Source organism: Stenotrophomonas sp. GD03930 (assembly GCF_029839665.1).
GTDB lineage: Bacteria > Pseudomonadota > Gammaproteobacteria > Xanthomonadales > Xanthomonadaceae > Stenotrophomonas > Stenotrophomonas forensis.
On sequence record NZ_JAOCAV010000007.1, the window covers coordinates 1 to 18,555 of the forward strand.

Here is an 18,555-nt window from a genome sequence, read left to right on the forward strand (position 1 = left end):
CGCTTCGAGCACAAGGGCCGCTTCTCTTCGATCATGGCGCGGGTGCCGTCGCTGGCGGTGATGCATCCCCACGCTGGGCTGCTGGGCGCCGCCGCCTATGCCGCCGACGCCGAACGTGACGCACCAGGAGTTGCCGCATGAGCCCCACCTTCCACGACGACCGCATCGAGTTCATCCAGCACGGCGACGCCGATGGCTGGATCGAGGCGGTCGCCGCCGAGATGGCACAGACCCTCAACCACGACATCAACGAAGTGGGCCGCGCCCGCATCCTGCTGTCTGGCGGTACCACGCCGGCGCCGGTCTACCAGGCACTGGCCGAGCTGGACGTGCACTGGGACCGGGTTGAAGTCAGCCTGGCCGACGAACGCTGGCTGTCGCCGCAGGATCGCGACAGCAACGCCTGGCTGGTGCGCGAGCATCTGCTCAAGCGCGCCGAGGGCGCGCATTTCGACCCGTTGGTGCGCGTCGGCAAGCCGCTGCCGGAATGCGTCTACACCGTCAATCTGCAGGCCCAGCACAGCCAGCCGCCGAGCCTGGTGGCGCTGGGCATGGGCAATGACGGCCACACCGCCTCGCTGTTCCCGGGCTCGAAGGACCTCGCCCGCGCGCTGGAAAGCACCCTGCCCTATGCGGCGCTGGATGCCACCGGCTGCCCCGGTGCCAACCAGTGGCCGCTGCGCATCACGCTGACCCCGCACGGCCTGCGCCAGTGCCGCCAGCGCCTGCTGCTGCTGCGCGGCAAGCAGAAGCTGCAGGTGCTGCGCCAGGCCCTGGACAGCAACGACGCCCAGCAGTATCCGATCCTCAACGCGATCAACCTGGAAGGCGCGCGCCTGCGCGTCCACTGGGCTGATTGAAGTCGGCGGCGGCGCGCTGCCGCCGCTTGCCTCTCGCCACCACGAACGCCGGTAGCCAATGAGCCTCCATCCGCAACTGCACGCCATCACTGAGCGCGTCATCCGCCGCAGCGCCGCCTCGCGCGCCGCCTACCTGGCCGCGATCGACGCCGCCCTGCGCGATGGCCCCTTCCGCAGCCGCCTGAGCTGCGGCAACCTCGCCCATGGCTTCGCCGCCTGCGGCGGTACTGACAAGAGCCGGCTGCGCGGCGGCGTGACGCCGAACCTCGGCATCATCACCGCCTACAACGACATGCTGTCGGCGCACCAGCCGTTCGAGACCTACCCCGAACAGATCCGGAAGATCGCCCGCGAGCTGGGCGCCACCGCACAGGTGGCTGGCGCGGTGCCGGCAATGTGTGACGGCGTGACCCAGGGCCGTGGCGGCATGGAACTGTCGCTGTTCTCGCGCGATGTGATCGCCCAGGCGACGGCCATCGGCCTCAGCCATGACATGTTCGACACCACCGTCCACCTTGGTGTGTGCGACAAGATCGTGCCGGGCCTGCTGATCGGTGCGCTGGCCTTCGGCCACCTGCCGGCGGTGTTCGTGCCGGCCGGCCCGATGACCCCGGGCATTCCGAACAAGCAGAAGGCCGAAGTGCGCGAGCGCTACGCCGCCGGTGAAGCCACCCGCGAGGAGCTGCTGGAGGCCGAGTCCGCCTCGTACCATGGCGCCGGCACCTGCACCTTCTATGGCACCGCCAATTCCAACCAGGTGTTGCTGGAAGCGATGGGCGTACAGCTGCCGGGTGCGTCGTTCGTCAACCCGGACACCGCCCTGCGCGATGCACTGACCCGCGAAGCCACCGAGCGCGCACTGGCCATCACCGCGCTGGGCGACGATTTCCGCCCGCTGGGCCGGATCATCGACGAGCGCGCGATCATCAACGCGGTCATCGCGCTGATGGCCACGGGCGGCTCGACCAACCACACCATCCACTGGATCGCGGTGGCGCGGGCCGCCGGCATCGTGCTGACCTGGGATGATTTCGACGAACTCTCGCAGCTGATTCCGCTGCTGGCCCGTGTGTACCCGAACGGCGAAGCCGACGTGAACCGCTTCGCCGCCGCCGGTGGCCCGGCATTCGTGTTCGGCGAACTGATCAAGGCCGGCCTGATGCACGGCGATCTGGTCAGCGTGGCGCGTGGCGGCATGGCCGACTACGCCCGCGAGCCGCAGCTGCGCGAGGGCAAGCTGGTCTACCTGCCGGGCCTGGAACGCAGTGCCGATGAAGAGGTGGTGCGCAGCGTCGACAACCCGTTCGAAAGCCAGGGTGGCCTGCGCCTGCTGCGCGGCAACCTGGGCAAGTCACTGATCAAGCTGTCGGCGGTGAAGCCGCAGTACCGCAGCATCGAGGCACCGGCGGTGGTGGTCGATGCGCCGCAGGTGCTGAACAAGCTGCACGCCGGCGGTTTGCTGCCCGAGCATTTCGTGGCGGTGGTGCGTTACCAGGGCCCGCGTGCGAACGGCATGCCGGAACTGCATTCGCTGGCGCCGCTGCTGGGCCTGCTGCAGAACCAGGGCCGGCGCGTGGCGCTGGTCACCGACGGCCGCCTGTCCGGCGCCTCGGGCAAGATTCCGGCGGCCATCCACGTGACGCCGGAAGCGGCGCGCGGTGGCCCGCTGGCGAAGGTCCGCGAGGGCGACATGATCCGCCTGGATGGTGAAGCCGGCACGCTGGAAGTGCTGGTGGACGCCGCCGAATGGGCGGCGCGGTCGTTGGCGCCGAACACGGCTCCGGCAGCGCATGACCTGGGCCGCAATCTGTTCGCGATCAACCGTCGCGTGGTGGGCCCGGCCGACCAGGGCGCGATTTCGATTTCGTGCGGGCCGGCAGCGGCGGATGGTGGGCCGTGGGATTACGACGCCGAGTATGAGCTGGGGCACGATGCGGCGGCAGCGGCGGCGCCGCATGAGGCGAAGGACGCCTGAGGGTTGAAGAGCGTTGCGGGTTTGTTGCGGCGGTGAGTTTGCTGGCGGCGGCAGAGGGCAGCCCGTCGCCAGGACACGCCGTGAATACGTCCCTGTAGGCTCGGTCGCGCCATCCATGGCGCGAACGGTCCTGGCGACGGCCTGCCCTCCGCCGCATCACAGTTTCCGGCGCCGATACGCCGCGAAGTGATCACTGAAAATCAAATTCAAACGCAGAAGCAAAGGCAGAAGCAGAGCTATGGGTATCGAACAACATCAGGTGAAGGCGGCGGAGCTGTTGCATGCGGCGGGCATCCTGCCGGTGGTGACGATTCATACGCTGGACCAGGCGCGTGCGGTGAGTGCGGCGCTGCTGGAAGGGGGCTTGCCGGCGATCGAGCTGACCCTGCGTACGCCGGTGGCGATGGAAGCGCTGGCGATGCTCAAGCGCGAGCTGCCCGATGTGGTGGTGGGCGCGGGCACGGTGCTGACCGTGCAGCAGATGCAGCAGTCCATCGATGCGGGTGCGGATTTCCTGGTGACCCCGGGTACGCCGCCGGCACTGGCCGATGCGCTGGCCGCCGCCCCGCTGCCGGTGGTGCCGGGTGCGGCGACGCCGACCGAGCTGCTGTCGCTGTATGCGCGCGGCTTCCGCGTGTGCAAGCTGTTCCCGGCCACGGCCGTGGGCGGGCTGGCGATGATCAAGGGCCTGGCCGGCCCGGTCGCCGATCTCAAGCTGTGCCCGACCGGTGGCATCACCGAGAACACCGCCGCCGAATACCTCGAGCAGAAGAACGTGGTCTGCATCGGTGGTTCGTGGATGGTACCGGGCAACTGGATCGCCGACGGCGAATGGGACAAGGTCCGCGCCAGCGCCGCCGACGCGGCGAAGATCATCAAGCGCGTGCGCGGCCACTGAGCCCGACAAAGGTGTAGAGCCGAGCCCACGCTCGGCTCCGGCATCATCAGGGGTCAGAGCCCTTTCCCACCGGGAAAGGGATCCGACCCGGGCGACGAGCGCGCAAGGCGCGCGACCCGCTCCTGCTCTTCCTTCTTCATTCCGCGGTGGACGCGCACGGAACCTCTCCGTGGCCGGGCGGATGGGTTGTGCAGGGGCGTGAGCCGCATGGATGCGGCGACCGAGCTTACAGGGACGTACTTGCAGCGCCCCCTGCACAGCCCATCCGCCCGGCCCCTCAGAATTCAACCGCACCGCACACCGCGAGGGGCTCAGCCGTTGGCCGAAACCCTCACAACGGCCGTGCCGGATCCACCAGCCCGTACTGGCTCGCCATGCGCGCCAGCGCGATGTTGTCGTGGATCCCCATCTTCTCGAACAACCGCGCCTTGTGCGTGTTCACCGTCTTCGCGCTCAGGCTCAGGCGCCGCGCGATGTCTTCCTGGCGCAGGCCCTGGGTCAGCAGCAGCGCCACTTCCAGCTCGCGCGGCGACAGGCTGTCGAACGGCGAGCCGTTGCCCTCCACCGTCGACAGCGCCAGGTTCTGCGCGATGCTGGTGCCCAGGTAGCGACGACCGGCCGCCACGTCGCGCACCGCACGCAGCAGCTCCTGCGCATCGCAGCCCTTTCCGATGTAGCCGGCGGCACCGGCTTCAAGCAGGCGCTTCGGCAGCGGGCCGTCTTCCAGCACCGACACGATCACTACGCGGGTATTGCGGTGGCTGCGGACAATGCGCTCGGTCACTTCCATGCCACTGACACCCGGCAGGTGCAGATCGCACAGCACCACGTCCGGCAGCAGCTGGCGCACTTCACGCAGCGCGTCTTCGCCGGTCTCGGCTTCGCCCACCACCTCGATGTCGGTTTCCCCCGACAGAATCATCTTCATCCCGGTGCGGACCAGTGCGTGGTCATCCACCAGGTAGACTCGAATCGTCATTCACGTACCTCTTCGAATGCGGCCATTGCAGGTCAAGCTAGGCAGGGTGCCGTAACCCTGCAAGCGCGTTCGTAATGCGGCAATGGCAATCTGCCTTGCGCATCACAGTACCGCGCCTGGTGCTTGCCCCCTGTCTTGCAGAACCTGCTGCAACGAAACAACTGATCTATCACGTAGACGTCCCCGAAGGGTCATCCACGTCAAACCCCCTGTGATGATGCTTCGCTGGCCTTCGCTGGCGGCGAGCCGTGACGTCGCCATGGGTGCCGGCGACTGAACATGACCAGATAGCACCCTACCACCCAAACCAGCGCGGCACACCATCCGGCCAGGATATCGGAGGGGTAATGCACCCCCAGATAGACCCGGGACACGCTGACCAGCAGGCTGAACGCCGGGGCCAGCAGCAGCACCGGCCAGCGCCAGCGGGTGTTCCAGGCCAGCAGTACCAGGGTCACCGCCAGGGTCATCGACCCCATCGCATGGCCACTGGGGAAACTGAACGTCGATTCCGGCGCGATCGATTCCCACAGGCTGGGGCGTTGGCGCTGGAAGAAGTGCTTGCTGCCCATGTTCAGCAGCGCCGAGCCGACGAAGCTGACGCCGACGAAGGTGGCCTCGCGCCAGCGCCGGTATCCCAGCAGCACGCCGATGATCAGCACATCGGCCGGGATCAGGAACCACTCGTAGCCCAGCCTGGAGATGAGCACGAAGAAGCGGTCCAGCAGCGGCGAATGCAGGCCATGCATCTGCCACAGCAGGGGGGCATCGAAATGGAACGATTCAAATTCGTGCACTTCATCGGCCAGCGCGACGAAACCGGCCAACGGCAGCAGCACGCCACCGAACAGCAGCAGCAGGCGCCAGGCGTTGCGCGCCATCCAGTGGCGGAAACCGGAGGCTGACTCCGGTGCAGCGAGGATCGCAGGCTTATCCGGCGCTTCGGACATAGTTGTGTTCGACGTAATCGTCGATCAGGGCGACGAACTCCTGGGCAATGTTGTCGCCACGCAGGGTCACCTTCTTCTCGCCATCGACGAAGACCGGCGCCGCCGGCGTCTCACCGGTACCCGGCAGGGAGATGCCGATGTTGGCGTGGCGCGACTCACCGGGCCCGTTGACGATGCAGCCCATCACCGCCAGGGTCATGTTCTCCGCCCCCGGGTGGTGGATCTTCCACAGCGGCATCTTCTCGCGCACGTGGTTCTGCACCACCTTGGCCAGTTCCTGGAAGAATTCGGACGTGGTGCGACCGCAGCCCGGGCAGGCCGTGACCAGCGGGGTGAAGGCGCGCTGGCCGGTGGTCTGCAGCAGTTCCTGGGCGACGATCACTTCCTGCGTACGCGACTGGCCCGGTTCCGGGGTCAGCGAAATGCGGATGGTGTCACCGATACCTTCCTGCAGCAGCACGCCCAGCGCCGCCGACGACGCGACGATGCCCTTGCTGCCGATGCCGGCCTCGGTCAGGCCCAGGTGCAGGGCGAAGTCGGAACGCTGGGCCAGGTCGCGGTACACCGCGATCAGCTCCTGCACGCCACTGACCTTGGCCGACAACACGATGCGATCGCGCGGCAGGCCGAGTTCCACCGCCTGCTCGGCCGAATCCAGCGCCGAACGGATCAGCGCCTCGCGCAGCACGCGGCCGGCATCCCAGGGCTGTTCGCGCAGGTTGTTCTCGTCCATCAGCTTCGCCGCCAGGGCCTGGTCCAGCGAGCCCCAGTTGGCGCCGATGCGCACCGGCTTGTTGTAGCGGATCGCAAACTCGATCAGCTGGGCGAACTGCAGGTCCTTCTTCTTGCCGAAGCCGACGTTGCCCGGGTTGATACGGTACTTGGCCAGTGCTTCGGCACAGGCGGGCTCGGCAGTCAGCAGCTGGTGGCCGTTGTAATGGAAGTCACCGATCAGCGGTACGTCGATGCCCATCATCGCCAGCTTGTCGACGATACGCGGAATCGCCGCAGCGGCTTCAACGGTGTTGACGGTCAACCGCACCATTTCCGAACCGGCACGCCACAACTCGGCCACCTGCTTCACGCTGGAGGCCACGTCGGAGGTGTCGGTGTTGGTCATCGACTGCACCACCACCGGCTTGCCTCCGCCTACGGTGACCCCGCCGATCTGCACGGCATGGGTCTGGCGGCGCGGCCAGGAGGTGGCATCGGAGGGCGGAGTCGGGCGGGTGACGGCGTCGTGCATGGGCGCATTCTACCGCCCGCCCCCGCATTCCGGGTGACTCGCATTCAGCCGGCGGCACGGCTGCGGCCTATTGTCGCAGGCACGCCCGCCCGCGAACGCATACGATGGGCATGAATGACCGGTCCCGACGCTCCGTTTCTCCGTACCCTGTGCAGCCTGCGCTGGCTTGCCGTGGGCGGCCAGGCCGCGACCATCCTGGTGGCCACCTGGGTGCTGGGCCTGCCGTTGCCGCAGCTGCCGTTGTGGGCCGGCGTGGCGGTGCTGGCCCTGTTCAACGTCTACACCCAGTTGCGCCCGGAGGCAGCTGACACCGCGCCGCTGACCGCCTTCGGCCACATCCTGGTGGACGTGATCATCCTGACCTGGATGGTGGGCTGGAGCGGCGGCATGGCCAACCCGTTCAGCTCGCTGTTCCTGATCCTGATCGCACTGGCCGCATTCGCCCTTCCCCTGCGCTGGGCGCTGGCGGTCGCACTGGCCTGCCTGCTCGGCTACGCCAGCAGCGGCATCTTCGGGCAGCCCCTGCCGGACGGCTACTTCCGCGCACAGGACCTCAACCGCTGGGGCGTGGTGGCCAACTTCCTGATCTCCGCCGCGGTGGTGCTGGCGTTCTCGACCCGGCTGGCATTGGCACTGCGCCAGCGCGAGCTGGAGCTGTCGGCGCTGCGCGAGCGCTTCGCGCGCAACGAAGGCATCGTCGCGCTGGCCACCCATGCCGCCTCGGTGGCGCATGAACTGAATACCCCGTTGGCGACGATGACCCTGCTCGCCGACGACGTCGCCGAGCGCAGCGAAGAGCCGGAAGTACGCGAGGACATGGAAACCCTGCGCGAGCTGCTGGTGCAGTGCCGTGAGCGGGTGCTGGCACTGGCCGCACCAGCGTCGGCCGACGCGCCGGGCCGCAGTCACTCCAGCGCCCAGCAGGTGCTGGAGCAATGGCGACTGGTGCGCCCGACCATCGACCTGCACCGCAACGACGATGCGCCACTGCGGCTGCCGCTGGACCCGGGCGTGGGCCACCTGCTGATGGTCCTGCTCAACAACGCCGCCGATGCCGGCGAGAAGGCCGGCCGGCCGCGCGTGGACCTGGACCTGCGCATCGAAGGCGACGACCTGATCGGCGAAGTCCGCGACTACGGCCACGGCTTCGATGCCCGCGCCGCCGTGCTGCCGGGCAAGCTGTTCGGCAGCAGCAAGAGCGAGGGCATGGGCGTCGGCCTGGCCCTGTCCCATGCCACCATCGAACGCCTCGACGGCGAGATGTGGATGCGCCCGGCCCAGGGGGCCGGCAGCCGCGTCGGCTTCCGCCTGCCGCTGGCCCCACGCGAGGACACCCCATGAGCCTTCACCACTCCACCCTGGGCCTGCTGGTCGACGACGACGAGCTGTACCTGCGCACCCTGCAGCGCAGCCTGGCCCGCAAGGGGCTTGAAACGCAGACCGCACAGGATGCCGCCAGCGCGCTGGCACTGGCCCGCCAGCATCCGCCAGCGTTCGCGCTGATCGACCTGAAGCTGGGCAGCGATTCGGGCCTGGCCCTGATCCAGCCACTGCGCGCCCTGCGCGCCGACATGAGGATCCTGCTGGTGACCGGCTACGCCAGCATCGCTACCGCGGTGGAAGCCATCAAGCTCGGTGCCGACGACTACCTGCCCAAGCCGGCGACCGTACCGATGATCCTGCGCGCATTGGGCGAGGAAGACGACGGCCCGGCCGACGATGGCGAAATGGAAGTGCCCGACGCGATGACGCCGATCAGCCGCCTGCAGTGGGAACACATCCAGCAGGCGATGCACGAGACCGGTGGCAATGTCTCGGCAGCCGCGCGCCTGCTCGGCATGCACCGGCGCTCGCTGCAGCGCAAGCTGGCCAAGCGGCCGAGCCCGGAACGCGACCCGACCCGTTGACCGCCGCGGGACGTTCCCGGCTCAGGCCTCCGCCAGCGCCGCCGGCACGGCCTGCCCGCTGCTGAATCGTGGCTCCATTGCGCCCGCCCGCGCCGATGCCGTCTCCTGCAGCAGCGGCGACGGCAGCACGCAGGCCGGATGCATGCGCAGGAATCCATAGATCGCGCCGGCCAGCCCGATCATCAGGCCCGGGGTGAAGGCCGCACGGGTCAACCCGCCGACCATGCCCTGGTGCTCCTCGATCGAAGACACGATCTCGATGGCTGCATCATCCCGCGCATAGGGGCAGCCCTCCGGGTCCAGCGCGGCGGCCAGCACCAGCAGCTCGCGGGTCGACACGTCGCCGTGGCACAGGGTATGGCTGAAACCCCATTTGCCGCGTGCATCGGCCACCGCCCGGCGCATGTCGCGCAACTGCGCCGGGTCGCCGGTACGCGCATACAGGTCGGCGGCCGCCAGTCCGATGCCGACGCTGCCATGGCACCAGGTGGGGAAGTTCTTCTGCCCGTCCTGCAGATGGATGTCGCGCCAGTGCCCGGTATGCGGCTCGAACAATGCCGCCTGGAACGCGAAGGCCTCTTCTGCCAGTTGCCGCCAGGCGGCGCGCTCTGCCGCACTGCCCGCCTGCGAGCGTGCCAGCCGTGCCAGCGCCCACCCCATGCCCATCGCACCATGGCCAAAGCCACCGATCGGCTCCCGGAACTGCGGCGTCGGCCAGCGCGCACCGTCGGCATCGACGATCGCCGCATCCTGCATCCGTCGTCCCGCTGCAGCCGCCAGATCCAGCCAGCGCGCGCTGCCGGTGGCCTCGGCCAGCGCCAGCAGCGGCAGGATCATGCCGGACACGCCATCAATCAGTTCGAACTTCACCGGCCCCTGGAAACCACGGCGTTCGGCGGCTTCCGCACAGTGCTCTGCCAGCGCCAGCAGTGCCGGCCGCTGCAACAGATCGTGCAACGCCAGCAGGGTCCAGATCTGCGAACCGGTGCCGACGAATCCACCGTCGATCTCGGCAGGATGGCGCTCGCACATGGTCTGGAACACCGCAATGGCGCCGTCGATGGCCGGTTCCAGGCCGGCCACCGGATCTGCACGCCCCTGCGCCACTTCACGGCGGTAAGCCGCCAGCGCGAAGGCAATGCCACCCAGACCGAAGTACAGGTCGGGCTGCACTGGTTGAACCGTCCAGCCGCTGCGGGTCACCTCGGGCGTGATCCAGGTCATCGAGCCGTCTTCACCGTGCACGGCCAGTCGAAGCAGGTTCTCCACCGCGCGCGCTGCGAGTGCGCGTCGACGCGCATCCAGTTCGTCGGCGTGCGGCAGCCGTGCCGCGTAGCTGTAGCCGGAGCGGGCCTCTGCACGTGCCAGCGCATGCTGGTTCAGGTCGGTGGCCACCAGCGTGCTGCGGATGGTCACTTCTTCCAGATCGATGCGCATCGCGCGCCAGTTGGCAACGATCGAATGGATGCGTGGCGCATCCAGCAGCGATGCGAAGATCGGAATGTCTCCGTAGCGCAGGTCATCCACCTCGCCGCGCACGGTGTCCAGATCCGAAGGTGCAGCCGGCGATACCGCCGCGTTCCTCACCAGCAGGTCGACGGCACGTTCGACTGCCTGGGCTTCATTGTGCAGGGACGCCGGATGCCAGAGCATCCGCCCGAGCTCGGCATAGGCCATGGTCGGCCGCCGCACGTCCCGCACCTGGCACCCTTCGAACCCCGCCAGCAACGGCATCAGCTCGCCCTTCGCATCCAGCGCGCGCAGGCGCCCACTGGCATCGACGAAACCCTCGCTGATGTGGTCCCAGTACAACGAGACATCCGGCTGCGGGCTCGGATGGTTCTGTGCGATGGCAACCTCCGCCTCGACCAGGCCCAGCCGCGCCGGCGCGGTCCCGTCTTCGATGATCACCGGCACCTGCACCCGTGGCTGCTCGCCCGGCAGCGCGCCGGCCGCGGACAGGTCCACGCCTTCCATGCCGAGGCCGGTGGTGCGGAACGGCACGATACCGGTGCGCAGCACGGAATTGCGCATCAGTTTGACGGCCGTGTCGTAGGCATCGCCCAAGCCTGAGGGTTCGACGTCGATGACGCGCGAAAACACACTTTCGGCGTCGACCACCACCGGCACCGGCCCGACTGCAATCAGGTTCTCAAGATGGATGTCGGTACCCCCGACCAGGCGCAGGATCGCCAGCCAGTGACCGAGGCCACGGTAATAGGCACGCAGCTCTTCGTCACCGGAACAATAGCGGTGCGCCGCGAATGCGGCCCAGCCGTGGCTGCCACGATCAACCACGCGGGGCACGCGTACCCGGTCCGCGCCTTCGCCGAAGACTGCGGCAAGCAGGCCATCGAGCGTGGCATCGATGCGCAGCGAGCGCGGCTTGTACATCAGCGTGCCGCCGTCGAACTGCAGCCGCGCCACTGTGCGGCCGCCGCCATGCAGGTCACCCCGCCCCAGCGAGACGGCACGCAACGCTCCTGCCGGCCGGTCGAGCAGCTCCGTCAGCAGCGCGCGATCACTGCCGATGCGCGCGGCCAGCTCCACCACGGCCGCGCATTGCCCTTCGAGCATGCGCGACAGCCGCGGCAACAGCACCGGGTAGCGTCGCTGCAGATGCTGCTGGAAGCCCTCGCTGGTGGCGAGGGCCATGAATTCGTCCAGCGCACCGGCGCTGTCAAGCGGGCCGATGTCACCGCCGCGCGCGGCGGCATGCAGTTCAAGCAGCAGCACGCGATTGAGCTTGAGCTGGGCATGCTCACGAAGCGCCGCATCGCCTTGCCCGTGCAGCAGCTCGCGTTCGTCCGGCCGCAGGTCGAGAGCGGGGTCATGCAGGCCAGCGGCCAACGCGGCGCGCGCATCGGCAAGAAAATGTTCGGTGATGCGCGCAAACACGGCCGCAGCCGGAGAAGCGGTCATTACGCCCCCTGCAAAGTGTCCAGAGTCTGTTCCAGTGGCCGGCACGCAGCGCAAGCCGCTGCGTGCCGGCTCGGGCTACATCAACAGCACAGGCAGTGATTGACCACCGACATCGTGGTGGTGCACTCGGTACCACCACCGGTGATCAGGGTGTCGGAGGCCGACGTGAGCGCGGACTCGGTGGCCGCAGCGCCATAGATGAACAGCGAACCGGCGGGGTTGGCGCACCCATCCACATCGTCCGAGCCGTTGAGCCAGCCGGACACAACATCGTCATTCAGATCCATTCGCAATCTCCTGTCATTCACAACATGAGGCGTTGAGAACGTGGATCGATTCCACGTTCCTTCGGATACGGCCAGTCCCTGGCATCAACTTCATGCTGCGAGCGATACTGGATGACAGGTACTGCCGCCCGTGCACACTGCATCGGCATTCGATGTGGCGTCAAGCTGCGCTGCGGCAGGCACGCGGATGCGCGGCACGCAGCACGATGCGCGCATGGCGGGAATGTGAGATGCAGGGGATGGCCGGCCCGTGGCCGGCACCTCCAGGGACAGGCTCAGCGCTTCAGCTGCGCAAGAATCTCGCGGGTCATCGGATCGGCGATCGCCACGTCCTCACCCTGCAACGCCGGCAGCAGGCCACTGGCCAGCTGCTTGCCCAGCTCGACACCGAACTGGTCGAAGGCATTGATGTTCCAGATCACCGATTGCACGTACACGGCGTGCTCGTACATCGAGATCAGCGCGCCCAATGCCTGCGGGGTGAGTGCATCAAGCAGGATCAGCGTGCTCGGGCGGCCGCCCGGGTAATCGCGGTGCGGGTCGTCGCTGCCCTGGCCATTGGCCAGCGCCTCGGTCTGTGCCAGCAGATTGGCCAGCAGGGCCTGATGATTGATCGTGTAGGGATCATCGTTGTGCACGCAGCCGATGAAATCGGCCGGCACGATGCTGGTGCCCTGGTGCAGCGCCTGGAAGAAGCTGTGCTGCACATCGGTGCCCGCCCCGCCCCACCACACCGGCACGGTGTCGGTGGTGACCGGCTGGCCATCACGCTGCACGCGCTTGCCCAGGCTCTCCATCACCAGCTGCTGCAGGTAGGCCGGCAGCAGCGCCAGGCGCTGGTCGTAGGTCATCACCGCATGCGTGGCATAGCCCAGCAGGTTGCGGTTCCAGATGTCGGTCAGGCCGTGCAGCACCGGCAGGTTGCGCTCCAGCGGCGCGTCCAGCGCATGCGCATCCATCTGCGCCGCGCCTTCCAGCAGCTGCTCGAAACGCTCGAAGCCGATCGCCAGCGCGATCGGGAAACCGACCGCCGACCACAGCGAATAACGGCCCCCCACCCAGTCCCACATCGGCAGCACGCGCTCGGCGGCAATCGCGAAGGCCTTGGCGGCGCGCTCCGGATTGGCGCTGACCGCGTACAGGCGCTCGCTGCCACCGAGCCAGTCGTGCAGGATCTGGCCGTTGAGCAGGGTTTCCTGGGTACCGAAGGTCTTGGAGATCAGGATGCCGGCGGTCTTTGCCGGATCCAGCATGGCCAGCGTGCGCTGCATGGCGGCGCCGTCCACGTTCGACACGAAATGCACGCGCAGGCGCGCGCCGCTGACCGGGCGCAGCGCATCGGCCACCAGGCGCGGGCCGAGATCGGAACCGCCGATGCCGACGCTGACCACGTCGGTCACGCCGCTGTCTTCCAGCGCGCGCACCAGCACGCCCATGCGCTGGCGGATTCCGCGCGCAGTGGCATAGGCCTCGGCCGCCACCGGCGCATCGACCACATCGCCACGCAGTGCGGTATGCAGCGCGGCGCGGCCTTCGGTCAGGTTGACCTGTTCGCCGCGGAACAGGCGATTGATGGCGCCGCCGACATCACGCTCGGCGGCCAGTGCCAGCAACGCCTGCAGCGCGGCGGCATCGTATTTCTGCCGGGCGAAGTTGACGTACAACGGCCCGACCCGCAGCGCCAGGTCCTGGATGCGGCCGGGTTCGGCGGCGAGCAGGCCGGGAATGCTTGCGCCCTTCAGGCGCTGGGCGTGGGAATGCAGCGAGTCGAATCCGTTGTTCGTTGTCATGCGGCCTGGGTCGGGATCGTGTCGTTGGTGTGGGTGATCTGGTTGCTGCCATCAACGTACACCAGCTTCGGCTTGAAGCTGTCGGCTTCCTGCTCGGTCATGCTGGCGAACGCGGCGATGATGATGATGTCACCGACCTGCACGTGGCGCGCGGCGCCACCGTTGAGCGAGACAACGCCGCTGCCGGCTTCGGCGCGGATGGCATAGGTCGAGAAGCGCGCACCGTTGGTCACGTCCCAGATGTGCACCTGCTCGAACTCGCGGATGCCGGTGGCAGCCAGCAGGTTGTCGTCGATGGCGATCGAGCCTTCGTAGTTCAGCTCGGAATGGGTGACGGTGGCGCGGTGGATCTTGGTCTTGAGCAGGGACAGGTGCATGGGGGCGCTGCAACGGCAAAGGAAAGAGCGGATTCTAGCACCCGCTTGGGCGTGGTCAGGGGCATGCGGCAGGACGCTGAAGGCCGTTCAGGCGTCCTCGCCCGGCGGCGTTGCCGGGATCGCACTGGCGGTGCCGCCCATGGACAGGCGGAACACGGTGTGGAAGGCCAGCCCGGCGACCCCGCCGAAGCCCCCTGCAGCCAGCGCCAGCAGGCCATAGCCAACCACATCGAAGGTGTCGACGTAACGCAGGCGCTGCAGCAGCGGACCGCTGTCCTCACCCGGCCAGGTACAGATGGCCATGACCAGCGCCGCCAGCCCGAAGCCGACCCACACGAAGCGGCCCCGGCGCAGGCGATGCTGAGACTGCTGGAACAGCGCCATCGGCAGCAGCACGGCAATGGCACCGCAGGCGGCCAGTGCGAACAACAGTCCACCCACCAGCTGGGCCGGCAGCATGCCGGCAGCCAGCACCGCCAGGATCGAGGCCTGGGCAAGGCGGCCGGTGTCAGTGGCAGGGGTCTTCATGTCCTGTCTCCCATCCGTGGGAAGGTGGGAGGCGCCCGTTGCGGGCGCCCCGGAGCCGCATGCGGCTCAGAATTCCAGGTTGTCGATCAGCCGGGTACTGCCCAGGCGCGCGGCAATCAGCGCCACGCGGCCACCGCCGTCGAAAGTCGGCTCGGCCAGCTCCGGGGTGCGCAGCACCGCGTAGTCGACCTGGAAACCGGCCGCCTGCAGCGCGGCCGTCGCATCGGCCTCGATCTGCGCGCGCGACTGGCCAGCCACATAGCCTTCGCGCATGCCCAGCAGGGTGCGGTGAAGGGCGGTCGCGACCGGACGCTGTTCGGCGCTCAGGTACTGGTTGCGCGAACTCTTGGCCAGGCCATCCTCGTCGCGCACGATCTCCGCCCCCACGATCTGGATCGGGAACGACAACTCGGCCACCATCTGCCTGATCACGGCCAGCTGCTGGTAGTCCTTGCGGCCGAACACCGCCACGTCCGGCTGCACCTGCAGGAACAGGCGCGCCACCACCGTGCACACGCCATCGAAGTGGCCCGGGCGGCTGGCACCCTCCAGCACCTCGCTCACGCCCGGGGCGTGCATCTGCGTGGTCTTGTCCACGCCCAGCGGGTACATCGCCTCCACGCTGGGCAGCCACACGGCGTCGCAGCCGACCTGCTCCAGCCCGGCCACATCGGCCTCGGGCGTACGCGGGTAGCGACTGAAGTCTTCATTGGGGCCGAACTGGGTCGGGTTGACGAAGATGCTCGCCACCACCTTGTCGGCGTACTGGCGCGCCAGGGTCACCAGCGAATGATGGCCGCCATGCAGGTTGCCCATGGTCGGCACCAATGCCACGCGCAGGCCTTCGCGCTTCCACTGGCCGATCTGCTCGCGCAGTGCGCCGAGCTCGTTGAAGGTCTGGATCATTGGGCGTAGGCGTGCTGTTCGTCAGGGAAGCTGCCGTCGCGCACGGCGTCGGCATAGGCGCGGGTGGCACCGGCCACCGAACCGCCTTCGGCAAGGAAATCCTTGACGAACTTCGGGCGGCGATGACCGCTGTCCAGGCCGAGGAAGTCATGCAGTACCAGCACCTGGCCATCGCACTGCGGGCCGGCGCCGATGCCGATGGTCGGCACGTCCACCGCCGCCGTGACCTCGGCAGCGACCGGGGTCGGCACGCATTCGAGCACCATGATGCTGGCGCCGGCAGCGGCCACGGCCCTGGCATCTTCCACCAGCTGGCGCGCGGCATCGCCTCGGCCCTGGATCTTGAAGCCACCCAGGCGCAGCACCGACTGCGGGGTCAGGCCCAGATGCGCGCAGACCGGGATCTCGCGCTCGACCAGATAGCGGATGATGTCGACCTTGAAGCCGGCACCTTCGATCTTGACCATCTCGGCACCGGCCTGCAGCAGCTGCAGCGAGGCATCCAGCGCGCGTTCGGGCGTAGCGTCGGCGCCAAACGGCAGGTCGGCCACCAGCAGCGCACGCTGCAGTACGCGGGCCACGGCGCGGGTGTGGTAGACCATGTCGGCCACGGTCACCGGCAGGGTCGAATCATGGCCCTGCACGACCATCCCCAGCGAATCGCCGATCAGGATCAGGTCAACGCCGTTTGCGTCAAAAGTGCGGGCAAAGCCGGCGTCGTAGGCGGTCAACATGACCAGCTTCTGGCCATTGCGCTTGGCCTCGGCCAGGGCGGGAACGGTCCAGGGCTTGCTGTCTGCGTGGGTGCTCATGTGCTGATAACCGGGGGAGATAACCCGGGCATTATCACTCTATCGGCGCGATCTCGCAGGCATCCACCCGCATCACTGCATCCCGCACGCGTCCATGGCCGGGAATGGCCAGATCCGGTGCGATTTCGGCCAGTGGCACCAATACGAAGGCACGCTCGTGCAGGTACGGGTGCGGCACCTGCAGCCCGGGCTGGTCGAGTTCCTGCGCGCCGTACAGCAGCAGGTCCAGGTCCAGCGCGCGCGGGCCCCAGTGCACCGCCGGATCACGCACGCGGCCGAAGCGCTGCTCCAGTGCCAGCATCGCCTGCAGCAGCTCATCGGCTGGCAGCGCGGTATCGACCGCGGCCACCGCATTGACGAACGGCGGCTGGTCCTGGTTGCCCCAGGCCGGCGTGGCATACAGGCGCGAGGCCTGCCGCAGGCGGGTCCCGGGCAGCCCGTCCAGCGCGGCAATCGCCGCGCCGACGGTCTCAGCCGCGTCGCCGAGGTTGGCGCCGAGGCCGATCCAGGCAAGGGTCATCGCTTACTCGCCCGCCGCACCGGCCGGGGCACCCGGGCGACGACGACGGCGGCGACGCTTGCGCGGTGCTCCGCTTTCGTCGTCACCCTCTTCGCCGCGCATCGCATCCAGCGACGATTCCAGTTCGCGGCCGGACTGCGCCTGCGCCTCGCGCCAGAACTCGACATCGGCGGCGTGCTCGGCCGAAGCCACCTGGCGCAGGCTGAGGAAGTCGAACGCAGCACGGAAACGCGGATGGGTCAGGGTGCGGAACACGCGCTTGCGCTGGCGCGAGCCGAAACGCGACTGCAGCAGCCAGATCTCCTGCATCGGCAGCGAGAAGCGGCGCGGCAGTGCGATCGTGCTCAGCTGCTGCACGGTCACACGGTCGGCGGCACGCCGCTGTGCCTCTTCCGGTGCCACGCCCTGCTTGAGCAGGGTCGCCTGCGCGCGGCAGTAGGCCGGCCACAGCAGCAGCGCGAACAGGAATGCCGGCGAGACCGGCTCGTCGTTGGCCACGCGCGCATCGGTGTTGGCCAGGCCCTCGACCAGCATGCGGCGCAGCGCACCGGTGCGGTTGGACTTGAGCGCCTTGGCACTTTCCGGGAACAGCACATCCAGCAGGCCGTAGCGCTCCAGGCCTTCGAAGCTGGCCACGCCATGCCCGGACAGGAACAGCTTGAGCACTTCCTCGAACAGGCGCGCCGGCGCGGCTTCGTTGAGCAGGCCAGCCAGATGCGGAATCGGCGCGGCGGTGCCCTCTTCGATCTGGAAACCGAGCTTGGCCGCCAGGCGCACCGCGCGCAGCATGCGTACCGGGTCCTCGCGGTAGCGCTGCTCGGGGTCGCCGATCAGTTTCATCAAGCGCGCCTGCACGTCTTCAAAGCCGCCGGTGTAGTCACGCACCGAGAAGTCCTCGATGGCGTAATACAGGGCGTTGCAGGTGAAGTCGCGGCGGACGGCGTCGTCTTCGATGGTGCCGTACACGTTGTCGCGCACGAGCATGCCGTTTTCCATCTCGCGGTCGCCGCTGCCGTCATCGCTGTTGGCACGGAAGGTGGCCACTTCGATGATCTCGCGGCCGAATACCACGTGGGCCAGGCGGAAGCGGCGGCCGATCAGGCGGCAGTTGCGGAACAGCTGCTTGACCTGTTCGGGCGTGGCGTCGGTGGCCACGTCGAAATCCTTGGGTTGGCCATTGACCAGCAGGTCACGCACCGCGCCGCCGACAAGGTAGGCGCCGAAGCCGGCATCGCGCAGGCGATAAAGCACGCGCAGGGCGTTCGGGCTGATGTCCTTGCGGGAGATCGTGTGCTGGTCGCGCGGGATGACGCGCAGGCTGAACGGTGATGTAGCAGAGGAAATGATGTTGGCGCTTCCGGTTGAAGTTTCGGGATTGCCCAATGGCATCGAGGTGCATATACTAGCGCTCCTGCCTCGGCAGCGACACAGTTACGCTCCCTTCGTCTAGTGGTTAGGACGTGGCCCTCTCAAGGCTAAAACAGGGGTTCGAGTCCCCTAGGGAGCGCCAGTCGCCGCAGCAGGAACCGAAAAAGCCCGCCTCGTGCGGGCTTTTCTGTTTTCCGGGATTGCCGATGGTTGTGGTCGGGTTGGTCGCG

Annotated in this window: 18 protein-coding genes and 1 tRNA gene; 7 read left to right on the forward strand and 12 right to left on the reverse strand. The window is 68.0% G+C overall.

Annotation, left to right across the window (positions count from 1 at the left end; translation table 11 throughout):
• The 4 genes from N5C18_RS22375 to eda form a co-directional block, all read left to right on the forward strand.
• A partial coding sequence (locus N5C18_RS22375) for a glucokinase (protein WP_279945658.1) occupies nucleotides 1-141 on the forward strand: 141 nt, incomplete at its 5' end.
• Nucleotides 138-860 (forward strand): 6-phosphogluconolactonase, encoded by a 723-nt coding sequence (gene pgl, locus N5C18_RS22380; protein WP_164087926.1) that lies wholly within the window; start codon nucleotides 138-140, stop codon nucleotides 858-860. The genes N5C18_RS22375 and pgl, both read left to right, overlap by 4 nt.
• Nucleotides 861-918: 58 nt before the next feature.
• Nucleotides 919-2,835: a phosphogluconate dehydratase gene (edd, locus tag N5C18_RS22385; protein ID WP_279945626.1), complete on the forward strand. Its 1,917-nt coding sequence runs from the start codon at nucleotides 919-921 to the stop codon at nucleotides 2,833-2,835.
• A gap of 238 nt (nucleotides 2,836-3,073) precedes the next feature.
• A complete protein-coding gene (gene eda / locus N5C18_RS22390) occupies nucleotides 3,074-3,733 on the forward strand; it encodes a bifunctional 4-hydroxy-2-oxoglutarate aldolase/2-dehydro-3-deoxy-phosphogluconate aldolase (RefSeq protein WP_053449385.1) in 660 nt (219 codons plus the stop codon).
• A 331-nt stretch (nucleotides 3,734-4,064) separates the two neighbouring features.
• Here the strand turns inward: eda and N5C18_RS22395 are convergent, their stop codons facing one another.
• The 3 genes from N5C18_RS22395 to ispG form a co-directional block, all read right to left on the reverse strand.
• The gene (locus tag N5C18_RS22395) at nucleotides 4,065-4,712 is read right to left on the reverse strand and encodes a response regulator (protein WP_006432784.1); all 648 of its coding nucleotides are present in this window, start codon (nucleotides 4,710-4,712) and stop codon (nucleotides 4,065-4,067) included.
• A gap of 200 nt (nucleotides 4,713-4,912) precedes the next feature.
• Nucleotides 4,913-5,662 carry a phosphatase PAP2 family protein gene (locus N5C18_RS22400; RefSeq protein ID WP_053449384.1) on the reverse strand — a complete coding sequence of 250 codons (750 nt, stop codon included), beginning with the start codon at nucleotides 5,660-5,662 and terminating at the stop codon, nucleotides 4,913-4,915.
• Nucleotides 5,643-6,908, reverse strand: a complete 1,266-nt coding sequence (gene ispG, locus N5C18_RS22405) for a flavodoxin-dependent (E)-4-hydroxy-3-methylbut-2-enyl-diphosphate synthase (RefSeq protein ID WP_053511262.1) — start codon at nucleotides 6,906-6,908, stop codon at nucleotides 5,643-5,645. Before ispG ends, N5C18_RS22400 begins: the two co-directional genes overlap by 20 nt.
• Before the next feature lie 114 nt (nucleotides 6,909-7,022).
• On the opposite strand from ispG, the gene N5C18_RS22410 reads away from it, so the two are divergent.
• Both N5C18_RS22410 and N5C18_RS22415 read left to right on the forward strand, forming a co-directional pair.
• Nucleotides 7,023-8,249 carry an ATP-binding protein gene (locus N5C18_RS22410; RefSeq protein WP_053449382.1) on the forward strand — a complete coding sequence of 409 codons (1,227 nt, stop codon included), beginning with the start codon at nucleotides 7,023-7,025 and terminating at the stop codon, nucleotides 8,247-8,249.
• Nucleotides 8,246-8,815 (forward strand): response regulator transcription factor, encoded by a 570-nt coding sequence (locus tag N5C18_RS22415; protein WP_008265983.1) that lies wholly within the window; start codon nucleotides 8,246-8,248, stop codon nucleotides 8,813-8,815. The genes N5C18_RS22410 and N5C18_RS22415 overlap by 4 nt, the downstream gene beginning before the upstream one ends.
• Nucleotides 8,816-8,836: 21 nt before the next feature.
• Here N5C18_RS22415 and N5C18_RS22420 read toward each other — a convergent pair whose 3' ends face one another.
• The 9 genes from N5C18_RS22420 to pcnB form a co-directional block, all read right to left on the reverse strand.
• The gene (locus N5C18_RS22420; protein WP_279945627.1) at nucleotides 8,837-11,737 is read right to left on the reverse strand and encodes a type 2 lanthipeptide synthetase LanM family protein; all 2,901 of its coding nucleotides are present in this window, start codon (nucleotides 11,735-11,737) and stop codon (nucleotides 8,837-8,839) included.
• Nucleotides 11,738-11,817: 80 nt separating this feature from the next.
• Nucleotides 11,818-12,024: a DUF6229 family protein gene (locus N5C18_RS22425; RefSeq protein WP_049423517.1), complete on the reverse strand. Its 207-nt coding sequence runs from the start codon at nucleotides 12,022-12,024 to the stop codon at nucleotides 11,818-11,820.
• Between the two features lie 275 nt (nucleotides 12,025-12,299).
• The gene (pgi, locus tag N5C18_RS22430; protein ID WP_279945628.1) at nucleotides 12,300-13,814 is read right to left on the reverse strand and encodes a glucose-6-phosphate isomerase; all 1,515 of its coding nucleotides are present in this window, start codon (nucleotides 13,812-13,814) and stop codon (nucleotides 12,300-12,302) included.
• Nucleotides 13,811-14,191: an aspartate 1-decarboxylase gene (gene panD / locus N5C18_RS22435; RefSeq protein WP_008268179.1), complete on the reverse strand. Its 381-nt coding sequence runs from the start codon at nucleotides 14,189-14,191 to the stop codon at nucleotides 13,811-13,813. Before panD ends, pgi begins: the two co-directional genes overlap by 4 nt.
• 87 nt (nucleotides 14,192-14,278) lie before the next feature.
• Complete coding sequence (locus N5C18_RS22440; protein WP_279945629.1) at nucleotides 14,279-14,719, reverse strand: hypothetical protein; 441 nt, start codon at nucleotides 14,717-14,719, stop codon at nucleotides 14,279-14,281.
• A gap of 66 nt (nucleotides 14,720-14,785) precedes the next feature.
• Nucleotides 14,786-15,625, reverse strand: a complete 840-nt coding sequence (gene panC / locus N5C18_RS22445) for a pantoate--beta-alanine ligase (RefSeq protein ID WP_053449377.1) — start codon at nucleotides 15,623-15,625, stop codon at nucleotides 14,786-14,788.
• Nucleotides 15,622-16,437, reverse strand: a complete 816-nt coding sequence (gene panB / locus N5C18_RS22450) for a 3-methyl-2-oxobutanoate hydroxymethyltransferase (RefSeq protein ID WP_004153072.1) — start codon at nucleotides 16,435-16,437, stop codon at nucleotides 15,622-15,624. The genes panC and panB overlap by 4 nt, the downstream gene beginning before the upstream one ends.
• A gap of 34 nt (nucleotides 16,438-16,471) precedes the next feature.
• Nucleotides 16,472-16,957, reverse strand: coding sequence for a 2-amino-4-hydroxy-6-hydroxymethyldihydropteridine diphosphokinase (gene folK, locus N5C18_RS22455; RefSeq protein WP_279945630.1), 486 nt, complete (start codon nucleotides 16,955-16,957; stop codon nucleotides 16,472-16,474).
• Nucleotides 16,958-16,960: 3 nt separating this feature from the next.
• Nucleotides 16,961-18,340: a polynucleotide adenylyltransferase PcnB gene (pcnB, locus tag N5C18_RS22460; protein ID WP_279945659.1), complete on the reverse strand. Its 1,380-nt coding sequence runs from the start codon at nucleotides 18,338-18,340 to the stop codon at nucleotides 16,961-16,963.
• A gap of 52 nt (nucleotides 18,341-18,392) precedes the next feature.
• Between pcnB and N5C18_RS22465 the strand changes: the two genes are divergently transcribed.
• Nucleotides 18,393-18,467: transfer RNA gene (locus N5C18_RS22465), tRNA-Glu, on the forward strand.
• Nucleotides 18,468-18,555: the final 88 nt, after the last annotated feature.

Excerpts from the sequence above, each read along its gene's own strand:
- panC (WP_053449377.1), bottom strand. The coding sequence starts at position 15,625 with ATGATCCAGACCTTCAACGAGCTCGGCGCACTGCGCGAGCAGATCGGC.
- pgl (WP_164087926.1), top strand. The coding sequence starts at position 138 with ATGAGCCCCACCTTCCACGACGACCGCATCGAGTTCATCCAGCACGGC.
- N5C18_RS22415 (WP_008265983.1), top strand. The coding sequence starts at position 8,246 with ATGAGCCTTCACCACTCCACCCTGGGCCTGCTGGTCGACGACGACGAG.
- panB (WP_004153072.1), bottom strand. The coding sequence starts at position 16,437 with ATGAGCACCCACGCAGACAGCAAGCCCTGGACCGTTCCCGCCCTGGCC.
- folK (WP_279945630.1), bottom strand. The coding sequence starts at position 16,957 with ATGACCCTTGCCTGGATCGGCCTCGGCGCCAACCTCGGCGACGCGGCT.
- edd (WP_279945626.1), top strand. The coding sequence starts at position 919 with ATGAGCCTCCATCCGCAACTGCACGCCATCACTGAGCGCGTCATCCGC.
- N5C18_RS22400 (WP_053449384.1), bottom strand. The coding sequence starts at position 5,662 with ATGTCCGAAGCGCCGGATAAGCCTGCGATCCTCGCTGCACCGGAGTCA.
- ispG (WP_053511262.1), bottom strand. The coding sequence starts at position 6,908 with ATGCACGACGCCGTCACCCGCCCGACTCCGCCCTCCGATGCCACCTCC.
- pgi (WP_279945628.1), bottom strand. The coding sequence starts at position 13,814 with ATGACAACGAACAACGGATTCGACTCGCTGCATTCCCACGCCCAGCGC.
- N5C18_RS22420 (WP_279945627.1), bottom strand. The coding sequence starts at position 11,737 with ATGACCGCTTCTCCGGCTGCGGCCGTGTTTGCGCGCATCACCGAACAT.
- N5C18_RS22440 (WP_279945629.1), bottom strand. The coding sequence starts at position 14,719 with ATGAAGACCCCTGCCACTGACACCGGCCGCCTTGCCCAGGCCTCGATC.
- panD (WP_008268179.1), bottom strand. The coding sequence starts at position 14,191 with ATGCACCTGTCCCTGCTCAAGACCAAGATCCACCGCGCCACCGTCACC.
- N5C18_RS22425 (WP_049423517.1), bottom strand. The coding sequence starts at position 12,024 with ATGGATCTGAATGACGATGTTGTGTCCGGCTGGCTCAACGGCTCGGAC.
- N5C18_RS22410 (WP_053449382.1), top strand. The coding sequence starts at position 7,023 with ATGACCGGTCCCGACGCTCCGTTTCTCCGTACCCTGTGCAGCCTGCGC.
- N5C18_RS22395 (WP_006432784.1), bottom strand. The coding sequence starts at position 4,712 with ATGACGATTCGAGTCTACCTGGTGGATGACCACGCACTGGTCCGCACC.
- eda (WP_053449385.1), top strand. The coding sequence starts at position 3,074 with ATGGGTATCGAACAACATCAGGTGAAGGCGGCGGAGCTGTTGCATGCG.